The 18,641-nt window shown below is 61.6% G+C and carries 22 protein-coding genes; 9 read left to right on the plus strand and 13 right to left on the minus strand.

From position 1 onward, the window contains the following. Window positions 1-199: 199 nt before the first annotated feature. Window positions 200-751: a hypothetical protein gene (locus M2400_RS19465; protein WP_259197656.1), complete on the plus strand. Its 552-nt coding sequence runs from the start codon at window positions 200-202 to the stop codon at window positions 749-751. A 79-nt stretch (window positions 752-830) separates the two neighbouring features. After that, window positions 831-1,304 carry a hypothetical protein gene (locus M2400_RS19470; RefSeq protein WP_177042501.1) on the plus strand — a complete coding sequence of 158 codons (474 nt, stop codon included), beginning with the start codon at window positions 831-833 and terminating at the stop codon, window positions 1,302-1,304. Window positions 1,305-1,331: 27 nt separating this feature from the next. On the opposite strand, the gene M2400_RS19475 is transcribed toward M2400_RS19470, so the two are convergent. The 3 genes from M2400_RS19475 to M2400_RS19485 form a co-directional block, all read right to left on the minus strand. Beyond that, window positions 1,332-2,141, minus strand: a complete 810-nt coding sequence (locus tag M2400_RS19475) for an AraC family transcriptional regulator (protein ID WP_177129308.1) — start codon at window positions 2,139-2,141, stop codon at window positions 1,332-1,334. 5 nt (window positions 2,142-2,146) lie between these two features. After that, window positions 2,147-2,686: a kinase inhibitor gene (locus M2400_RS19480; protein ID WP_177042499.1), complete on the minus strand. Its 540-nt coding sequence runs from the start codon at window positions 2,684-2,686 to the stop codon at window positions 2,147-2,149. 101 nt (window positions 2,687-2,787) lie between these two features. Further along, the gene (locus tag M2400_RS19485) at window positions 2,788-3,651 is read right to left on the minus strand and encodes a LysR family transcriptional regulator (protein ID WP_177042498.1); all 864 of its coding nucleotides are present in this window, start codon (window positions 3,649-3,651) and stop codon (window positions 2,788-2,790) included. A 113-nt stretch (window positions 3,652-3,764) separates the two neighbouring features. On the opposite strand from M2400_RS19485, the gene M2400_RS19490 reads away from it, so the two are divergent. Further along, window positions 3,765-4,373 carry a LysE family translocator gene (locus M2400_RS19490; RefSeq protein WP_259197661.1) on the plus strand — a complete coding sequence of 203 codons (609 nt, stop codon included), beginning with the start codon at window positions 3,765-3,767 and terminating at the stop codon, window positions 4,371-4,373. 17 nt (window positions 4,374-4,390) lie between these two features. Here M2400_RS19490 and M2400_RS19495 read toward each other — a convergent pair whose 3' ends face one another. Then, window positions 4,391-4,963, minus strand: a complete 573-nt coding sequence (locus M2400_RS19495; RefSeq protein WP_177112876.1) for a helix-turn-helix domain-containing protein — start codon at window positions 4,961-4,963, stop codon at window positions 4,391-4,393. A gap of 309 nt (window positions 4,964-5,272) precedes the next feature. On the opposite strand from M2400_RS19495, the gene M2400_RS19500 reads away from it, so the two are divergent. Beyond that, window positions 5,273-6,136, plus strand: coding sequence for a diguanylate cyclase domain-containing protein (locus tag M2400_RS19500; RefSeq protein ID WP_177120227.1), 864 nt, complete (start codon window positions 5,273-5,275; stop codon window positions 6,134-6,136). A gap of 209 nt (window positions 6,137-6,345) precedes the next feature. Here M2400_RS19500 and M2400_RS19505 read toward each other — a convergent pair whose 3' ends face one another. Both M2400_RS19505 and M2400_RS19510 read right to left on the minus strand, forming a co-directional pair. Continuing rightward, entirely contained in the window at window positions 6,346-6,861 is a 516-nt protein-coding gene (locus tag M2400_RS19505) for an SUKH-4 family immunity protein (protein WP_259197668.1), read from the minus strand. 5 nt (window positions 6,862-6,866) lie between these two features. After that, the gene (locus M2400_RS19510; protein ID WP_259197670.1) at window positions 6,867-7,493 is read right to left on the minus strand and encodes a glutathione S-transferase family protein; all 627 of its coding nucleotides are present in this window, start codon (window positions 7,491-7,493) and stop codon (window positions 6,867-6,869) included. Between the two features lie 145 nt (window positions 7,494-7,638). On the opposite strand from M2400_RS19510, the gene M2400_RS19515 reads away from it, so the two are divergent. Further along, window positions 7,639-7,800, plus strand: coding sequence for a DUF2986 domain-containing protein (locus M2400_RS19515; protein WP_177042483.1), 162 nt, complete (start codon window positions 7,639-7,641; stop codon window positions 7,798-7,800). Window positions 7,801-7,829: 29 nt separating this feature from the next. On the opposite strand, the gene M2400_RS19520 is transcribed toward M2400_RS19515, so the two are convergent. After that, entirely contained in the window at window positions 7,830-8,267 is a 438-nt protein-coding gene (locus tag M2400_RS19520) for a helix-turn-helix domain-containing protein (RefSeq protein ID WP_177042482.1), read from the minus strand. A 109-nt stretch (window positions 8,268-8,376) separates the two neighbouring features. Between M2400_RS19520 and M2400_RS19525 the strand changes: the two genes are divergently transcribed. Then, complete coding sequence (locus tag M2400_RS19525; protein WP_259197675.1) at window positions 8,377-9,156, plus strand: SDR family oxidoreductase; 780 nt, start codon at window positions 8,377-8,379, stop codon at window positions 9,154-9,156. A gap of 29 nt (window positions 9,157-9,185) precedes the next feature. Here the strand turns inward: M2400_RS19525 and M2400_RS19530 are convergent, their stop codons facing one another. The 6 genes from M2400_RS19530 to M2400_RS19555 form a co-directional block, all read right to left on the minus strand. Next, window positions 9,186-9,602: an addiction module antidote protein gene (locus M2400_RS19530; RefSeq protein WP_259197676.1), complete on the minus strand. Its 417-nt coding sequence runs from the start codon at window positions 9,600-9,602 to the stop codon at window positions 9,186-9,188. 1 nt (window position 9,603) lies between these two features. Beyond that, window positions 9,604-9,921 (minus strand): type II toxin-antitoxin system RelE/ParE family toxin, encoded by a 318-nt coding sequence (locus M2400_RS19535; RefSeq protein ID WP_259197678.1) that lies wholly within the window; start codon window positions 9,919-9,921, stop codon window positions 9,604-9,606. Between the two features lie 181 nt (window positions 9,922-10,102). Beyond that, complete coding sequence (locus M2400_RS19540) at window positions 10,103-11,668, minus strand: DHA2 family efflux MFS transporter permease subunit (RefSeq protein WP_177076994.1); 1,566 nt, start codon at window positions 11,666-11,668, stop codon at window positions 10,103-10,105. Further along, window positions 11,665-12,774 carry an HlyD family secretion protein gene (locus tag M2400_RS19545; RefSeq protein WP_259197682.1) on the minus strand — a complete coding sequence of 370 codons (1,110 nt, stop codon included), beginning with the start codon at window positions 12,772-12,774 and terminating at the stop codon, window positions 11,665-11,667. The genes M2400_RS19540 and M2400_RS19545 overlap by 4 nt, the downstream gene beginning before the upstream one ends. A gap of 22 nt (window positions 12,775-12,796) precedes the next feature. Then, a complete protein-coding gene (locus M2400_RS19550; RefSeq protein WP_177042478.1) occupies window positions 12,797-13,318 on the minus strand; it encodes a helix-turn-helix domain-containing protein in 522 nt (173 codons plus the stop codon). Window positions 13,319-13,502: 184 nt separating this feature from the next. Further along, a complete protein-coding gene (locus tag M2400_RS19555) occupies window positions 13,503-14,687 on the minus strand; it encodes an MFS transporter (RefSeq protein ID WP_259197684.1) in 1,185 nt (394 codons plus the stop codon). 94 nt (window positions 14,688-14,781) lie between these two features. Here M2400_RS19555 and M2400_RS19560 point away from each other — a divergent pair, with 94 nt between their 5' ends. The 3 genes from M2400_RS19560 to M2400_RS19570 all read left to right on the plus strand — a co-directional run bounded on the left by M2400_RS19560 (window position 14,782) and on the right by M2400_RS19570 (window position 18,638). Beyond that, window positions 14,782-15,675: a LysR substrate-binding domain-containing protein gene (locus M2400_RS19560; protein WP_177042476.1), complete on the plus strand. Its 894-nt coding sequence runs from the start codon at window positions 14,782-14,784 to the stop codon at window positions 15,673-15,675. A gap of 255 nt (window positions 15,676-15,930) precedes the next feature. Continuing rightward, window positions 15,931-16,386 carry a (2Fe-2S)-binding protein gene (locus M2400_RS19565; protein WP_003215609.1) on the plus strand — a complete coding sequence of 152 codons (456 nt, stop codon included), beginning with the start codon at window positions 15,931-15,933 and terminating at the stop codon, window positions 16,384-16,386. Next, entirely contained in the window at window positions 16,386-18,638 is a 2,253-nt protein-coding gene (locus tag M2400_RS19570) for a molybdopterin cofactor-binding domain-containing protein (protein ID WP_259197688.1), read from the plus strand. The genes M2400_RS19565 and M2400_RS19570 overlap by 1 nt, the downstream gene beginning before the upstream one ends. Window positions 18,639-18,641: the final 3 nt, after the last annotated feature.

The following is an 18,641-nucleotide window of genomic DNA, read 5'->3' on the forward strand; positions in this document are numbered from 1 at the left end:
TTCGCCTGCGGGCAGACGGGAGGGAGAAAGTGGAGGCGATTATAGGAATGGGTTTTGGTAAGCCAATAGGCGAGCAGTTCGATAGTAATCATCAACCTCATCGATTAGACGCTCTAAACCCCACGACACGGTGAATGGACAGCAGTACCGCCGTTCCGTAGCATTCCGCGCTCGTTTTCGTGTTTCAAGGATGAACTCCATGCCGTTTTTCCCCCGTCGTTTGCCTGGCGCTATTGCCGTTGCTGCGTTGTTTGTCTCTGTGCTGGCAGGGTGTGCGGCCAAGAGTAATTACGTCGATGCCACCGAACCCGACGCCGCCAAGCTGCGCTTTGTGTCCAATTCCTCAAACGCTAAGCTCTATTACCTCGACGACCAGCATTGCGCGGGGCGAGAGGCCGGTGCGCTCAACAACCTTTACGTGCCGGACACTCCTCGCCGTGCGGGCATGATCGTGCCGCCGCCGGCCAAGGCCCGGGGCTTTCTGGAGATCAAGGTCAAGCCTGGCACCGAGGGTTATGTGTTTGTCAGTACTGACGGCTACAGCTGGATGTGCGGCTTCCAAATCGGACTGACTCCGGAAGCTAACGCTGAATATGAAGTGACCTTGAACGTGCGTGGCAATAAATGCGGCGTTGAGTTGAGCCGTTTGGGGCGGGTAGATGGGAAAGATGTGCGGGTGCCGATGCCAGCCGTCCAAAACGGTACCCCGGCATGTCTGGGGATGAAGCCTGCGGGATCAGTTGCTAAATAGTCGTCATCCGTAACGGCTCAAAAGGACAGATCGAAAATGGATTCGTCCGCTTCTTCACCACCGGCTCGGAGGGTTGGATATGCAAGATTGGCCGACGCTATGTAAGTTAAGGGCTGGGAGTTACGTTGATTTTCTGAAGGACGCAACGGCTCTGGAAGATGGGGTCTATAAAATCTCGGACTCCATCTACTGTCTGGCAGATAGCGTTCTTGAAGCAGGTGCAGAAAGAATCCAGTGGGTCTCACTTTTTTGGGCATGCAGTGAGCCAGCCTTTCGACGAGTCTATTTCAGAGAGATTGAAAACGACGATAAGGCCGAATGTGCCCCACCGGTGGAGTTGCTTCCCTCCGGAGCGGGAATGAACTACGGCAGTATCCGCGATGCTTTGAGGTGTCTGGATCCAGAGCGTAGTTTGGAGTGTGCATCCTATCGCATCATGTCTGACGGTGCGTTCGTGCATAAGACTCTGGAGGGGCGCAGGGCAACTTATTACTTCCGCTCAGCTGAAATTATCGAGAGTGAGTTGCCGTACGCAATTTTGTGGCGCAGTTAAATCAGGCATCACGGCCTTATGACAACCTCACATCGCCGCCCGTAACGACCGCGGCGACAGCCCATAGTGCGACTTGAACCTCACCGCAAACCGCGATGCCGACGCATACCCGCACGCGTTGGAAATCTCGCCAATGGAATCCCTGGACGTTTGCAGCTGCTGCAACGCCGCCCCCAGGCGAACATTTTCCAGGATCGACCTGAAGCTCGCATCCTCATTGGCCAACTGCCGGCGCAGGGTCGACTCCCCCAAGTTCAACTGCTGCGCAACGCTGGCCACCGTCCAGTCCCGGGACAGGTTGCTGCCAATCAACCGCTGCACCCGCTCACTCAACGGATCATTGCGATCCATCAGCAACGGCCCCGCCTGGCCGGCCAGGCACAGGCACAGCAGCACGGCTTCGCCATAGTGGGTGCACAAGGTCGCCGGGGCGCCGGTACCCAGTGCGGTCAGCAGTTGGTCCCAGGCTTGGCGGGTCTGTTTGTCCAGGCGCACGCACAGGTCTGTATTCAGGCTGCCCTTGAACTGCGCGCCATACCGGGCAACGAAGTTGCGCAACACCGGCACCGGAAACGACACCACGTCAGCGATGTAGTCACCCTGGGCGCCGGGAAAGTTGGTTACGCCCAGCTCGCGACCCGCCGGCAGCAAAATCAAATCCTGTGGGCCGGCGCGCATTTCGCGCTCGTCCCACTGCATCAGCTTTTGCCCCTGGCGCACGCGGCACAGGGCGGTCATGAAGATCGGCACGCGTTGCAGGGTGTGGTGTTGCCGGGCCCTGATCACGCAGCGTTCGATGATGCTTTCCCTGTGCCGCAAACCTTCGTGAACATCCATCGTGACTAGCGTCCGTAAGGGGCCGTGATTGTGGCCTTGGCCAGGCTGTTGGCATTGAGCATGTAGCCGACCAGGGCGCCGCTGGACTGATTGTCGATCGGCAGCGTGTCGACTTTCAACGCCCATACGGTGAATTGATAGCGATGGGGTTTATCACCCACGGGCGGGCAGGCGCCGCCGAAGCCGGGCTGGCCGTAATCCGTGCGGCCCTGCACAGCACCGGCCGGCAGGTGGGCGCCCACGTTGCTCGGCAGGCTGGTGACGGTGGCGGGCAGGTTGACCACGGTCCAGTGCCACCAGCCGCTGCCGGTGGGTGCATCGGGGTCGTAGACGGTGATGGCATAGCTTTTGGTGCCCGCCGGGGCGTTGGCCCAGGACAGGGCAGGGGAGGTGTTGCCGCCGTTGCAGCCGAAGCCGCTGAACTCTTGCAGGCGCGTCAGTGGGCGCTGGTCGGCGATGTCCGGGCTGCTGAGGGCGAAGCTGGCGGCGTGCCCGCTGGCGGCCATGATCAGGGTAATCGCAGGTGCAAGTGCTTTGAGTTTCATCGCGGTGGTGTCCAGGCGTGGTTTGAGCGTTAAGCCTAAACAGCGCCGGCACGCGGCACTGCGCCGAAGCGCTCGATGATTGTGCCGAAACGCTCTGTGCGCTAAGGCTGAACCCTCAGCGTGCGGATGATGAACGCATGCAGGCTGTTGACCGCCTTGGACCCGCGAGACGCCCGGCTGCGCAGTATCGAAACTTCCATGGGCTCAATGCTGCCCAGGCCGTGCTCGTCACCCAGTACCTGCAGCGATTCCTGCACGGTGCACTGGGTGATCGCCGCAATCGCCAGCCCGCCCTCGACGGCAGCCACCTGGCCGGCAAGGCTGGAGCTGTTGTACACCACCTTGAATTCGCGCCCTTGCTGGGTGAGTGCGTTCACCGCATAGCGCCGGGCCAGGCTTGCGCTTTCGTAGACGGCGATGGGGATCGGGTCGCGTCGCCACAGTTCGAACTGGGGTGAGCCGACCCACACCATGGGCTCCTTGAACAGGAAGGTGCCGCTTTGCGGTGAGTCCCTGGACACCAGCGCCAGGTCAAGGTCGCCGCTGCGCAACTGCGGGATCAGCGTGGTCGACTGTTCACAGGTGAGTTCGATTTCCACCCCGGCGTAGCGCGGCGAATAGCGCTTGAGCAGCGGCGTGAGGTACCGGGCCGCGTAGTCTTCCGCGACGCCCAGGCGGATGCGCCCGGTCAGTTCTTCGCCGTGAAACGCCGCCTGGGTCTCGGCGTGAAGGGCGAGCATGCGCCGGGCGTAGCTCAGCAGGGTCTGGCCGTCTGCGGTCAGTTGCAGGTGCCTGGGGCCTCGGCTCAACAACTGCCGGCCAAGGGCGGCTTCGAGTTTTTTCATCTGCATGCTGACGGCGGACTGCGAGCGGTTGACCTCATGGGCGGCGCCCGACAGCGAGCCGGCATCCACCACGGCCACAAAGCATTTGAGCCAATCAAGTTGCAAATCACTGGCCGGCATCGCGGTGACCTCTATTCGTTAATCGAATGGCTAAGGCCTGAATTATGCGCTTTTCATGAGGGTTTGTTCACCCGCAACATTCTGCCCGGAACCAATACTTACTGGATCGGATCATGCCCTTTGATACCTGGCTGCTTTACCTGGTTACCTGCGTCGGCATCTCGGTGGTGCCAGGGCCCAATGCGTTATTGGCGCTGACACATGGCGCCCTTCACGGCAGCCGCAAAACACTGTTCACCATCAGCGGCGGCGTGCTCGGTTTTGCGATTGTGCTGGCGCTGTGTGCGTTGGGGTTGGGGGCGTTGATCCAGGCGTCGGCCAGCTTGTTCACTGCCTTGAAGGTGGCGGGCGGGCTGTATCTGATCTGGCTGGGTTTCGGGCTATGGCGGGCGGCACCGGTCAGCCTTGAGACGACCGGCACTACCAGCTCACGGAGCTGGCCGCTGTTCCGCCAGGGGCTGGTGTCGGCCATTTCGAACCCCAAGGCCTTGCTGCTGTTCACCGCGTTTATTCCACCGTTCCTGGACCCGCACCGCAACATCATCGCGCAGACGATCACCATCGCGCTGACCTACGCCGTGGTGGAGTTTATCGTTGAGTATCTGGTGGCCAGTGCCGCGCACCGGGTTCGGCCCTGGCTGGCGCGAACAGGGCGCCGTTTCAATAAGGTGTGTGGCGGGTTTTTTGTGCTGTTTGGGTTGGCGCTGCCGATTCATGCCTGAGGGCGCATCCCCGCACCTCAAGGGTGTTCGATCACCATCACCGCGGTGGTATCGGCCTCCAGCGCTTCGAACACATGGGGCGCATTTGCCAGATAGCTGATGTAGTCGCCGGCATGCAACAACACGGGCTCATTGGCCGGGCCGATGTTCGCGCTGCCGCTGCACAGCACCACGTGTTCCAGGGTGCCGGCAGGGTGGGGCTGCGACAGCCGCACTTCGCCGGGCTGGACCTTGAGCCGGTAGATATCGCGGCGCACTCCCGCCGGGCAATCCGCAAGCAGTGTCGCCGCGTAGTTGCCGGTTTCAGTAGAAGTGGTCGGGCCTTCGTTGGCGCGAATCACCCGCAGGTGCTGCTGGGGTTGTTCGAAGAACCGGGTCACCTGCAGGCCCATTGCCGTGGCCAACGACCACAGTGTTTCGATGCTGGGATTGCCGATGCCGGATTCCAGTTGGGACAGGGTCGACTTCGCCACCCCCGCGCGTTTCGCCAGTTCGGTCAGTGAAAGCCCGGCGGCCTGGCGTTCACGCTTGATCGACAGGGCCAGCAGGTCGATTCGGCTCGAATTGGAGTTGTTCGTTATATCGTTCATTTGTTCTTCAAATCATCCTTAAATGGGTTGACGCTTTATCGCCTGTTGTTCAGCATAGCAATCATTCGTTCATTATAAAAACCGAGCGTCGAATGATCTGGTGCGTGTTCCACCTTCACTCCTATTGGCCGTGGCTGCTCTGGCGGGCGCTGTCCTATGATCTGGAAGGGTGGCGCAGCCTGCTGGTGGCGACCCAGTTGACGCAACAACATTGCCTTGGATTATTCTGTGGGCCGCTGTGATTCCTTTCCGCCATCGTTCGGGATCGGGCTATGATCGCCCAATCCGAACCAGACGCTCCCCCGACCTATGCCCGTTGACCTGCAAGCCCTCTATCCCAAACTGATCCACTTGATGCTGGATACGGTGTTCGTGGTCGACAGTGACAACCAGATCGTTTTTGTCAGTGATGCCTGCGAAGCGTTGCTGGGTTACCGCGCTGACGAGTTGATCGGCACCCCAATCACGAACTACATGCACCCCGAAGACCTGGCGCGCACCCGGGCCTCGATTGTGCGGGTCATGAACGGCAAGCCTCACGTCGACTTCCGCAACCGCTATATCCGCAAGGATGGCAGCGTCGTACACATCCTGTGGGCGGCGTTTTGGTCCGAGGAAGTGGGGGCGAGAATCGGCGTTGCGCGGGATATCACAGCGCTGACGCAAGCCGAGGAAGAGCTGCGTTTCCTCGCTCACCACGACCCGCTGACGGCCCTCACCAACCGCTCATTGTTCAATGATCGGCTGGACGAGGCCCTGCAAGCGGCCCATCACCACAAAAATCCCCTGGCCTTGCTGTTTCTGGACGTGAATGACTTCAAGGGCATCAACGATGTGCACGGGCATGCCGTGGGCGATCGCGTGCTCTGCGTGATTGCGCGGCGGCTGGAAGGGTGTGTGCGTGAGAGCGACCTGGTGGCGCGCATGGGCGGGGATGAGTTCACCGTATTGCTGGCGGATATCCAGTCACCGGAAGCCGTGTCGGCGAAGGTCCAGCAGATACTCGCGGTGATGGCCCAGCCCCTGAGCGCGGAATTTGGCGCGGTGAAGATGCCGTCCTGCAGTATCGGCGTGGCGTTTTATCCGGCGGATGGGGCAGATGCCGACAGCCTGCTCAGCCACGCGGATGGCGAGATGTACCGGGTTAAACGGCAGCGGTTTGCAACGGAGTGATATACGTAATGACCGCTCAATGTAGGAGCTGTCGAGCTTTAGCGAGGCTGCGATGGCGTCAGTCCTGCAAACTTGATATTGGCTGACACACCGCCATCGCAGCCTCGCTAAAGCTCGACAGCTCCCACCTTTGATCTCGTTTAGACACGACACTACAGATTAACGCAGCTGTTGCTGCTGACACGGGCAACTGAAGCCACCGCGACCGGTCAACAAAGCTCTTCGCTGACCGCGCCGGCCCACATCGCACTCGGTGCTGCCGCTGCCGGGTCAACCCGCTCGATCTCAGCCAGGCAGCGTTCGATCGTGCTGTCGCGCAGATGCTCCTGGAAGATGCACAGGCACTGCGCAAATAGCATCAAGGTGGAGTTGATGAAAACGCGCTCGTTATTGAAGTCGTGGTTGAAGCTGACGACTTCGCGGGTGCGACGATCAATTGCCAACGCGTCTCCCGACCCGTTGTGCCCGAGCAGGAAATGGTCCTCGCTGATCCCGTACACCGTCAGCCGGTGGGCGATTTCCCCTGCGCTGTAGGCTTCAAAACTCAGGAACGGCGCGGCATCGCGCGGCAGCCCCTGTTTGACGAGGAACTGCGCGTCTTGCGCCGCCAGGGAACAAAACTCTCCCGCCTCGTAGACCACAAATTCGTCAAAAGACAGGTCCGGTTCCGGCGGGAAGATCGGCAGCGCTGCTAGAAAGCGTGCCTTGAAGTCAAAGCCGGTCACGTTCTTTACTTCGCAAACGCATATTCCCCGCCCTGTTCCAGCGCCTTGCGATACGCAGGCCGTTCCTGGAAGCGTTGCACCCACACCGCCACATTCGGGTACGCCTGCAACTTGCCCTGGGCCCTGGCGATCTCGCCGATGAAGCTCATCTGGATATCCGCGCCGGTCAATTCTTCACCCACCAGGTACGGCGTTTTTCCCAGTGCGGTGTTCAGATAACCCAAGTAATTCGCCACCTCGGATTCGATACGCGGATGCAACGGCGCACCCGCGTCACCCAGGCGCCCCACGTACAGGTTAAGCATCAGTGGCAGCATGGCTGACCCTTCGGCGAAGTGCAGCCATTGCACGTATTCGTCATAGGTGGCAGTGGCCGGATCGGGTTGCAGGCGGCCGTTGCCATGGCGACGAATCAGGTAGTCGATGATGGCGCCGGACTCGATCACCACGTTGGAACCGTCCTCAATCACCGGTGATTTGCCCAGGGCATTGATGGCCTTGAGTTCCGGGGGCGCGAGGTTGGTTTTCGGGTCGCGCTGGTAGCGCTTGAGCTCGTAGGGCAGGCCGAGTTCTTCGAGCAGCCACAGGATGCGTTGCGAACGGGAGTTGTTGAGGTGGTGGACGATGATCATGGTGGCTCCGCTGGGTGAGAATGGGGGCGTATAGGCACAGACCGCTGTGACGCTGTGGAGTGCCGTGAATTAAATGTGCTTCGATCAAGGCTTGAAAGATGGATAATCACGCCGGCAAGCACTGATTACAAACCGGATAGACACCATGAATCGTCAAAAAAAACTACAGCAGCTGTTCAAGGCCAAGGCCAAAAAGGCCAGCGCCAAACTGGCACCGGCCCGCAAGGACAAGTACATCAGTAAAGCTGACCGGCTGAAACTGGCCAGTGAATCCGCTGAGGAGCCAGTTGTCGCTTCCGAGAGCTGATCCAGCGGGCGGTGACGAGCTGTCTGCTGTCACTCGGCACTGCACCTCAAATCGAAATCCGCCCGTGCCTGTTCAATCTCCTCCAGGTTGTTAGCCGCCCAGACCCACACGCCACAAAAGGCGGCACCCAGCGTAAAGCCGAGGGTTGTCAGGCTGTATTCGACTTTCGGCGGTACGACGGGGTAGACCTTGCGCACCACCAGGCCGTCCCTCTCCATTCCCCGCAAGGTCTGCGTCAGCATCTTCTGGCTGATGCCGCCGACTCGCTCACTCAGGCGCGTGAAGCGCAGCGGCGTCGTCTCGATCAAGGCTTCAAGAATCAGCATGGTCCATTTGTCCGCAACGCGACCTATCAGGTCGGTCACCAGGGGCGCGATGCGTGGGTCCAGATCCTTCGGGGGTGTTTGCCGGGCGTAGAACTGGGCGGCGGCAATCTGCTCGTCGGTAAAGCCAGGGTTTTTGTTCATTCGTTCGACACTCTCTTTTGGGTGCGTATAGATCTTTTGGGTGCCTACTTACTTAAGGCCAGTGTATCCCTCAAGCTCCTTGCGTGTGACCCATAATTGGAGAGCTTCGATGAAGATGAGCGGAAGAACAGTGCTAGTGACCGGAGGTTCGAGTGGTATCGGGCTTGAGCTTGCCCGCCAGCTGATGGCGCGAGGCAATACCGTGATCGTGACGGGCCGCGATCAGCACAGGCTGGACGAGGCGCGGCAACGGCTGCCGGGTCTGCACACGTTTCAAAGCGACGTGCGCGAGCTCGCCAGCATCCAAACGCTGTTTGCGGCAGTCACCCGTCAGTTCCCGGGGCTCGATACGCTGGTGAATAACGCGGGCGTGATGCGCAATATCAAGCTGGGCGAGGCGCGGGCGCTGGAGGACGTGACTGAAGAGATCGAGATCAACCTCAACGGTCCCATCTGGATGATCCAGCAGTTTCTTCCGTTTCTTCTCAAGCAGCCGCGCGGCTTGATTATTAACGTGTCGTCGGGGCTGGCGTTTGTGCCGTTTCCGGCGGCGCCTGTCTACAGTGCGTCCAAATCGGCATTGCACGCTTACACCCAATGCCTGCGGGCGCAGCTTCAACACAGCACCGTCACCGTGGTCGAGCTTGCCCCGCCCGGCACGGAAACACCGCTGCTTAGAGCCGAGTTCGCGGAAGAAATGAAGAATGAAAAAGGCATGGATCCGGTGCTGATGGTGCAGCAATGCATCCGGCAAATTGAGGCCGGGCAACTGGAAATATGCCCGGGCCTGAGCAAGGTGCTGAAGGTGGCCAGCCGGGTTGCGCCGGGCTTGATATTCAAGCAGATGACCAAGCTCAGCCGGCTGGCTCCGTTGCGGCCTTTAATATGATCGGTCGATGAAAGGGCACGTCATGATCATCAGGATCGAATTTTCGCGGCAGGCTTGGTTGCTACAACAGGTTTGCCAGCTCTTGGAGCGGCCGCTTTTGAAGTGACAGCCAGTGCCGTAATCGGTTGTACAGTGAGCTCCAAACCGATCGCGGTCATCAGTTTTCGGATGGTTTCAAACCGCGTTTTCGAGCCGGCTTTCAACACTTTATAAAGGCTTTCACGATTGACCCCGGCATCCTTGGCGACCTTATTGACGCCTTTGGCTTTTGCGACTTCAGCCAAAGCATGAATAAGACCTTCCGTCTCGCCGGTTTTCAGACTTTCAGCCAAATAAGCCGCGATAGCTTCCAGGCTATCGAGAAAACGCGAGGCTTCATAACGAGTCGTGCCCGTCGTGGTGAGGCTGAGGATTGGCATTTCCTCAGGATTGAATTTATCGCTCATGTCATTTACCTCTCAGGGTATCGAGGATCGCTTTAGCTTTCTTGATGCCCCGCTTTTGATCTGTTTTATCGCTTCCGCTGAGCATCAAGTACTCTGCGATCCCTGACCGCACAAAGTAAATTCTGTACCCCGGCCCAACAAAAACGCGCATTTCGCTCATCCCTTCGCCAACCGATTCGCAATCACCAAAATTGCCGGCTCCGGCACGATCCAGGCGGGTCAGGATGGCCGTTTTTCCCAGAGCATCATTCACACGGTTGAGCCAATTCCCAAACTCGGGTGTTTGGTGGATTTCGTATATTTTTTTCTTGTTGATCATAGTTCCATTTGTAGCTATATGGCTACATCTTAACGACGCGAGGTTGTGTGCAAGTGAAGGGGCTTTCAGCGCCCGAGCGACCTTATATAGGCCCATCCAGGCGCACAAGCCGGCGGATTCCGACACAACTGTAGGCATTGGAACCAGGTGCTGTCCTCACAACCCAAGGGCTGTGATTGCTTCAATGCGCATCCGCAGACGGCTGCTTCGGCGGCTGCACCTTGCGCATCAACGGCACCAGCAACACGGCGACGATGAAGCACACCATGATCATCAGGAAGGCATCCGCATAGGTCAGCGTCTGCGCCTCGCGCCAGGTCAGTGCCCATAGCTGATGCAGCGCGAACTGGCTGGCATCCAGGCTGTTTTGCCCGAGCAACTGGGCATTGCCTGAAAGCTGCTCAAGCCACACATTCATCGATTCGTTCTGGATGTTCAGGTGTTCGGCCAGCCGCAGGAAGTGCAGGTTGGTGCGGTCGTTGAGCACCGTGGCGCAGGCGGCGATGCCGATGGCGCCGCCGAGGTTGCGCATAAGGTTGAACAGGCCGGAGGCGAGTTTCAGCCGGTCGGGGGCCAGTGCGCCGAGGGTCAGGGTGACTACGGGCGGCACTGCCATTTGTTGGGCAAAGCCGCGTATGGCCTGGGGCAGCAGCAGTTCCTTGGCACCCCAGTCGTGGGTGATGGGGGAGAAGTCCCACATCGACAGGGCGAACAGCGACAAGCCGAACATCAAAATCCAGCGCAGGTCGAAGCGGTTGGCCAGCAGCGCGTACACCGGGATCGCCAGCAACTGGAACACCCCCGTGGAAAACACCGCCAGGCCGATATCCAGCGAGCCATAGCCACGCACCCGCCCGAGAAACAGCGGCGTAAGGTAGATGGTGGCGAAAATGCCGATGCCGGTGATGAATGAAAACAGGCAGCCCAGGGCGAAGTTGCGGTCGCGCAGGGCGCGCAGGTCGACAATCGGTTCCTTGATTTCCAGGCAGCGCCAGATAAACAGCCCGCCACTGATGGCGGCGATCCAGGCGGTGGTGGAGATGGTGCTGTCACTGAACCAGTTCCAGCGCGGGCCTTCTTCGAGGGTGTATTCCAGGCAGCCGAGAAACACCGCCATCAGGCCCATGCCGATGTAGTCGGCGCCCTTGAGCAACGACGGGTTGGGGCGGTCGATTTTCACCAGCATCGGCACCGCGAATGTCACGAACAGGCCGGGCACCAGGTTGATGTAGAACAGCCAGTGCCAGGAGGAAATATCGGTGATCCAGCCGCCGACTGCAGGGCCGAGCGTCGGCGCCAGGGACGCGATGGCGCCGATGGTGGACGCGGCGATCACCCGTTGCTTGCCGTTGAAGTACATGAACGCAGTGGTAAACACCAATGGGATCATCGAGCCCCCGAGGAACCCCTGCAAGGCGCGAAACGCGATCATGCTCTGGATGTTCCAGGCCATCGCACACAACAGGCTGGTCAAGGTAAACCCGGCCGCCGACGCGGCGAACAGCCAGCGCGTGCTCATCACCCGCGAGAGCCAGCCCGACATGGGGATCACGATGATCTCCGCGATCAGGTAGGCGGTCTGCACCCACGCCGTATCGTCCGCACCCGCAGACAGCCCGCCGCCGATGTCCTTGAGGGAGGCGGACACGATCTGGATATCGATCAAGGCGATAAACATGCCCACGCACATGGTGGCGAAGGCTGCGACCTTTTGCGCGGTGCTGAGGGCGGGCAGCGGGCTGTTCATAGCTGGGCCTTGAGGTCGCTGGCCTGGTCTTCGAAGGCCTCATTGGTGTTGACCTTGGCCATCACCGACAGGCCCGGGCGCAGGGCGCCGAACTCGGCGTCATTGCTGTCGAGCCGCACGCGCACCGGCACGCGCTGCACGATCTTGGTGAAGTTGCCGGTGGCGTTTTCCGGCGGCAGCACACTGAATTGTGCGCCGGTGGCGGGGGCCAGGCTTTCAATGTGCCCGTGGAATTCACGGCCGGGGAGGATATCGGCGCGGATGCTCACGCTTTGCCCAACCTGCAGGCGCCCCAGTTGGTCTTCCTTGAAATTGGCGTCCACCCACAGCCCTTTTGCGGGCACCACTGCGATCAATTGGGTGCCTGCCGCGGCGTAGGCACCGACCCGGGCGCGGCGGTTGCCTACGTAGCCGTCCACTGGGGCCCGCAGTTCGGTGTAGCTGATGTTCAGTTGTGCCTGGTCGCGTTCAGCCTGGGCTTGTTGCAACGCGGCGCGGGTCTGGCTGCGTTGGGTTTCAATCACGTCGATCTGCCGGCGTGCCGCCATCAGCCCGGCTTGCGCCCGGGAGTGATCGGCGCGGGCGGTCTTCCACACGGCGTTGACCCGTTGCGCGCTTTCCACCGACACGGCCTGGCTGCGCACCAGGTTCTGGTAGCGCGTCTGGTCGTCGCCGGCCCGTTGGGCTTCGGCGTCGGTGGCGTCGATCTGCGCCCTGGCCTGGTTGATCACCGCCAGTTGCAGTTGTTCGGTGGCGTCGAGGTTGGCGAGCGCGGCCTGTTGCGCGGCCACGGCGCCATCGGCCTTGGCCAGGGCGGTGCGGTAGTCCCGCACATCGATGCGGGCCAATACGTCGCCGGCGTGCACGAACTGGTTGTCCTGCACGGCCACTTCGCTGATATAGCCCGGCACCTTGGCGCTGATCACCGTCACATCCGCGCCCACGTAGGCGTCGTCGGTGTCTTCAATAAACCGGCTCACCAACCACCAGTGGCTGGCGTACCAGACGCCGCCCGCCACGGCCAGGGTCAGCAGCCCCAGGCGCAGTACGTGTTTGCGCCGGGAAGTTTTAGTGGGTTCGGGCACAGCGCTGACTTGGGCGTCCATGACGAAATGACCTCATTGAGTATTAGTGGGGGAAGGGGCTGACCAATTGATCTTTCGCGGCGTAGGCCCGACCGGCTCGCGCGCGCCACAGGCTCAACGGTTCGGCGTCGGCGGCGACATGCACGCGGTGGCCTTCGCGGGTGATGGGCTTGCCGGTGTTGGCGTCCATCAACGCGAGTTCCACCGGGCGCCCGGTGGCCTCATCGGCGAGAAACACCTTGGGCGATCCCTCGGCATGCCGCGCACCCCAGGCCATCAGCGTGAGAATCACCTGGCGCAAGTCCCGGCCGGCTTCGGTGAGGTGGTACTCGTGGCGGGGCGGGTTGTCCTGGTAGGGGCGTCGCTCCAGCAACCCGTTGGCCACCAGGGTGTTGAGGCGGCGGGTCAGGGTGTTCGAGGCGATCCCGAGGCTCTGGAGGAATTCATCGAAACGGCGCAGCCCGTAGAACGCATCCCGCAGGATCAACAGGCTCCAGCCATCGCCGATGTGCTCCAGGGCACGGGCGACCGGGCAGGGCATGGGCTGGAAGCTGGCTTTCTTCATGAGGCTCTCCGGGATCTGTTGCTAAATATTACGAGAGTAATATTGCACAGTGGATTTCATAATGAAAGTCACTGGGGAGAATTATTATTGTGATGAGTGCTGCTCGCGGAAATGCAAAAAGCCCCGACATTCGGGGCTTTTCAGGGGTGGGATACTCATTGGCGCAATCGAGGCGCCATGTTCGTCATGCTTGCGCCGGCTCCCTGCAGGTGCGTGAACCCACCCGCCGAGAGCGCCAACCGAGGCCCAGTACCATCAGCAAGCCCAGGGCCGCCATTATCGCGCCGGCCAGCGAAATGGCCGGGTAGCCCAGCCCTGCATTGATCACCGCTCCGCCCAGCGCCGCGCCAATGGCATTACCGAAATTGAACGCACCGATGTTCATTGCGGAGGCCAGGTTGGGCGCATCTTTGGCGGCTTCCATCACGCGCATCTGCAAGGGCGGCACCAACGCAAAACTGGCGGCCCCCCACAGCAGGATCGACAAGGCGGCCGGCAGCGGCCATTGCATGAGTACAGAGAAGGCCAGCAGCACGGCGATCAGCACCACGAGCGAGGTGATCAAGGTGCGGTCCACCGAGCGGTCGGCAGACCTGCCGCCCCAAACGTTACCCAGGGTCAAGCCGATCCCGAAAAGCACGAGCATCCCGGTGACGAAGTTGGTGGAGGCATGGGTGACATCCCGCAGGATCGGGGCGATATAGGTGAACACCGTGAACATGGCGCTGGACCCCACCACGGTCAACGCCAGCGCTGCCAGTACCTGCCCGCGGCCCAGTACGCGGATTTCGGCCATCAGGCTTCCACCTTTGGGGGCTGGCGTATTCGGCAGCGCCCACCACAAGGCAACCATCACGAATGCACCGAGCCCGCTGATGCCCCAGAACGCCGTGCGCCAACCGAAGTTCTCGCCAAACCAGGTGGCCAGCGGCACGCCGCCAATGGTGGCCAGGGTCAGCCCGAGAAACATTGCGGCAACGGCCCCCGCGCGTTTGTCCGGTGCTACCACACTGGCGGCCACGATCGAGCCGATGCCGAAGAATGCACCGTGATTCAGCGATGTCACCAGCCTTGCGACCATCAAGGTCTGGTAATCAGTGGCCAGGGCGGACAGCAGATTGCCCAGGGTGAAGATGGCCATCAGGCCGACCAACAGATAGCGGCGTGCAACCCTGGCCGTAGCGAGGGTCATGATCGGGGCGCCGATCAGCACGCCCATGGCATAGGCGCTGACCAGCAGCCCGGCCGCAGGAATCGAGACGCCGAGGTCGGCGGCGATACCGGGCAACATGCCCATGGGGGCAAACTCGGTGACCCCGATACCGAAGGCGCCGATGGACAGTGCTACAAGGGGTGGATTGATACGCATGGGTGACTCCTCATCTTTGTGTCAAATGCTACAATCACGCCTTTTCCAGCAGTAGCCATTGGCAGGGAACTACAGCTTTGCGTGGAGTGCACAAATGGACATAGGTGGGCGTTCGGGGGAGATGGAGGTGTTCGCCAGGGTGGCGGAGCAGGGCAGCCTGTCGGGTGCGGCTCGGGTCCTGGGCCTTACGCCGTCTTCCATCAGCCGGATCATCACCCGCACCGAGCGGCGAATAGGCACCCGCCTGCTGCTTCGCACCACTCGGGCGATCACGCTCACCGCCGAAGGCGAGGCGTACCTGCGCGGCGCACGGCGGATCCTGGCGGACATGGCGGAAGTCGAGGACGCGATTACCGACCAGGGCGCGCCACGGGGGCGGTTGAGGGTCAGCGCCGCGCTTGCACACGGGCGGCTGTTGATCGTGCCGCTGATTGCCGCGTTCAGCGCACGTTATCCCGCCATCGTGGTTGATTTGCGGCTGGGGGATGAGGTGGTGGATATCCTGGGCGGGCAAGCGGACGTTGCGATTCGCTTTGGCCCGTTGGCCGACAGTCCCTTGACCGCTCGCCATATCGGTTCCACCGGGCAGGTCATCGTCGCCTCCCCGGACTACCTGGCGCGCCACGGCACGCCACGTGTGCCACAGGATTTACTCAACCACAACTGCCTGCGTTTCAACTTCCGCCGGGCAACGCCCGATTGGCCGTTTCGCCTGGATGGGCGCGATTTTTCGCTGAAAGTGGCCGGTACGATCGAGGGCAACAGTGGCGAGGCGCTTTCCCAGTTCGCCAGGCTGGGCGCGGGCATTGCACGCATTGGCGCGTTCAGCGTGGCAGACGACCTGGAGCACGGTCATCTGGTGCCGCTGCTTGAGGCGTACAACCCCGGAGACGCGGAACCGATTCACGCGGTGTTCGTCGGCGGCGCGTCGATGCCCGCGCGAGTCAGGGCATTTATCGACTTCCTGGTGGAACACCACCCGGCGTGAGGGTGACAGGTGACGCAGGCCAATTCCGCCTTTGTGGTGCAATCCTGTCGAATACTTGCCTAATCCTCCGACCTTTCCTTCCCCGCATAGCAACCCGTTGACCGACGGTCTAGAGTCAACCGAGGATCCCTCTACACTACTCAAACTACGTGCGTTCGAACCAAACGGGCCAACGATGCCCAGCGGCGAAGCCCGGCCTTGCCGCCTGAAACACTAAAAAAAATGCAAAACCAACCGATGATCAGCGGGTGAGCCATGGAATTACGAATTAACCAGCAGACCCACCAAGTCGACGCCGAACCCGACACGCCTCTGCTCTGGGTCATCCGCGACAACCTGGGCATGACCGGCACCAAATACGGCTGCGGCCTGGCGCAGTGCGGTGCGTGTTCCGTGCTTGTGGACGGCAATGTGGTGCGTTCCTGCGTCACGCCCGTCTCCGGCGTGGTTGGCCGGGAGATCACCACCATCGAGGCCATCGAGTCGGATGATGTGGGCAAGCGAGTCGTCGCCACCTGGGTCGAGTACCAGGTCGCCCAGTGCGGCTATTGCCAGTCCGGCCAGGTGATGGCGGCCACGGCGCTGCTCAAGCACACCCCCAAGCCGAGCGATGCGCAGATTGAGGCCGCGATGGTCAATCTCTGCCGTTGCGGCACCTACAACGCCATTCATGCGGCGGTGCATGACCTTGCGCAGAAGGGAGAGGCCTGATGAACGTTCGCATCGATCCCACTGCTCTGCCCTTGGTCGCGGGCTTGACTGACCCGGTCAACCTGTCGCGCCGTCGTTTCCTGGCCAGCACCGCCGTGGGCGCGCTGGTGATCGGCTTTGGCCTGCCCCTGGGTTCTGGCCGCGTGCAGGCGGCCACTGCTGCCGCCGCCGGTGAGCGCGGTACGCAGGTGCCGGCCTTTCTGGAGATCCGCCCCGACAACACCATTCGCTTGCTCAGCCCGTTTATCGAAGGCGGCCAGGGCACGTTCACGGCGATGGCGCAGATTGTCGGCGAGGAGTTGGACGCCGACCCGGCCACGTTCCTGGTTGAGTGCGCGCCGCCCGGCGAAGCCTTTGTGGTGATGGAGAATGGCATGCGTATCACCGGCGGCAGCATGTCGGTGCGCATGAGTTACCCGACCATGCGCCGGCTGGGAGCGCTGGCCCGGGCGATGTTGCTGGAGGCCGGGGCGCAGGCGCTGAAAGTGCCGGTGGGCGAATTGTCGACCGAGCCGGGCAAGGTGGTGCACGCGGCCTCCGGGCGGTCCCTCACCTATGGCGAGCTGGCCGGGCGGGCGATGGACCTGCCGGTGCCGGACGTGGCCAGCGTGAAGCTGCGCGACCCAAGCCAGTTCCGCTGGATCGGCAAGCCGGTGAAGCGTCTGGATGCGTATGACAAGTCCACCGGCAAGGCGCTGTACAGCATTGATATGAAGGTGGACGGCATGCTCCACGCGGCGGTGCAGCATGCGCCCCGGTTGGGCATGACGGTGGGTAGCCTGCGCAACGAGGACCAGGTGAAGGCCATGCCGGGGGTGCACTCGGTGCATCGCCTGCCCGGTGCGGTGGCGGTGGTGGCTGAGCGTTGGTGGCATGCCAAGCGTGCGGTGGAGTCGATTCAGGTCGACTGGCTGGAGCCCACGGCTGATTCGAAGCTGCGCGGGATGCCGAAGGATTTTTCCAGCGACGAACACTTCAAGCGCCTCGCCGCGGAAACCGGCCCGGCCCGGGATGATGAGAACGAGGGCGATGTGGCCGGCACGCTGGCCAATGCCAAGACCAAGGTCGAGGCCACGTACCACAACCAGTATCTGCACCATGCCCAGTTGGAGCCGCCTTCGGCGCTGGCGAGCTTCAATGCTGATGGTTCGCTGGAGATCTGGTTGCCGAACCAGGCACAGGATATGTTCCTGGCCGATATCGCCAAGCGCACCGGCCTGGCCCCGGAGCGGATTACCCTGCATTCGCCGCTGCTGGGCGGGTTTTTCGGCCGGCACTTCCTGTATGACTCGGCCAGCCCATACCCGCAGGCCATAGAGTTGGCCAAGGCGGTCGGGCGTCCGGTGAAGATGATCTGGAGCCGTGAAGAAGAATTCCTGCGGGACGTGCTGCGCCCGGTGGCGGCGGTGAATTTCCGTGGGGCGCTGGACGCTGACGGCTGGCCGGTGGCGATTGAAGCGGTAAGTGCCACCGAGGGGCCGACCGAGGCCTTGTCGGGCAAACAGGGCGAGAAGATTGACCCGACGGCGCTGGAGGGGTTGTCCGGGAAGTCTTATGCGATTCCCAACAAGCGCATCGCGCAGATCTATGTGAAGGGCCCGGTGATGCTGGGCTATTGGCGGTCGGTGGGTAACTCGCTGAATGACTTTTTCTACGAGTCGTTCCTGGATGAGCTGGCGGACAAGGGCGGCAAAGACCCGTTCGAGTTGCGCCTGCATCTGCTGCGGGATAACCAGCGGCTGACCACACTGCTGAAGGCGGTGGGTGAGTTGTCGGGTGGCTGGAAGCGCGGCCCGTTTGTCGCCGAAGACGGCAGCAAGCGCGCGCGCGGGGTGGCGATGGCCTCGCCGTTCGGCACGCAGACGGCGGTGATTGCCGAGGTGTCGATCGAGAACGGGCAGGTCAAGGTGCATGACATCTGGCAGGCCATCGACCCAGGCAGCATCGTCAACCCGGCGATCGTCGAGGCGCAGGTGAATGGGGCGGTGTCGCTGGGCTTGTCCCAGGTGCTGTTGGAGGAAGCGGTGTATGTGGACGGCTTGCCTCGGGCGCGTAACTACGATTTGTACCCGGTGCTGCCGCCTTCGCGGATGGCGCGGGTGCATGTGCGCGTGATCGAGAGCGGGGAAAAAATGGGCGGCATTGGCGAACCGCCGTTGCCCGCCGTAGCGCCCGCCGTGGCCAACGCCGTAGCGGCGTTGACGGGGCAGCGCGTGCGCAGCATGCCGTTAAGCCGCCATTCCTTCACCTGACCG

This window comes from Pseudomonas sp. BIGb0558 (genome assembly GCF_024807515.1).
GTDB lineage: Bacteria > Pseudomonadota > Gammaproteobacteria > Pseudomonadales > Pseudomonadaceae > Aquipseudomonas > Aquipseudomonas yamanorum_A.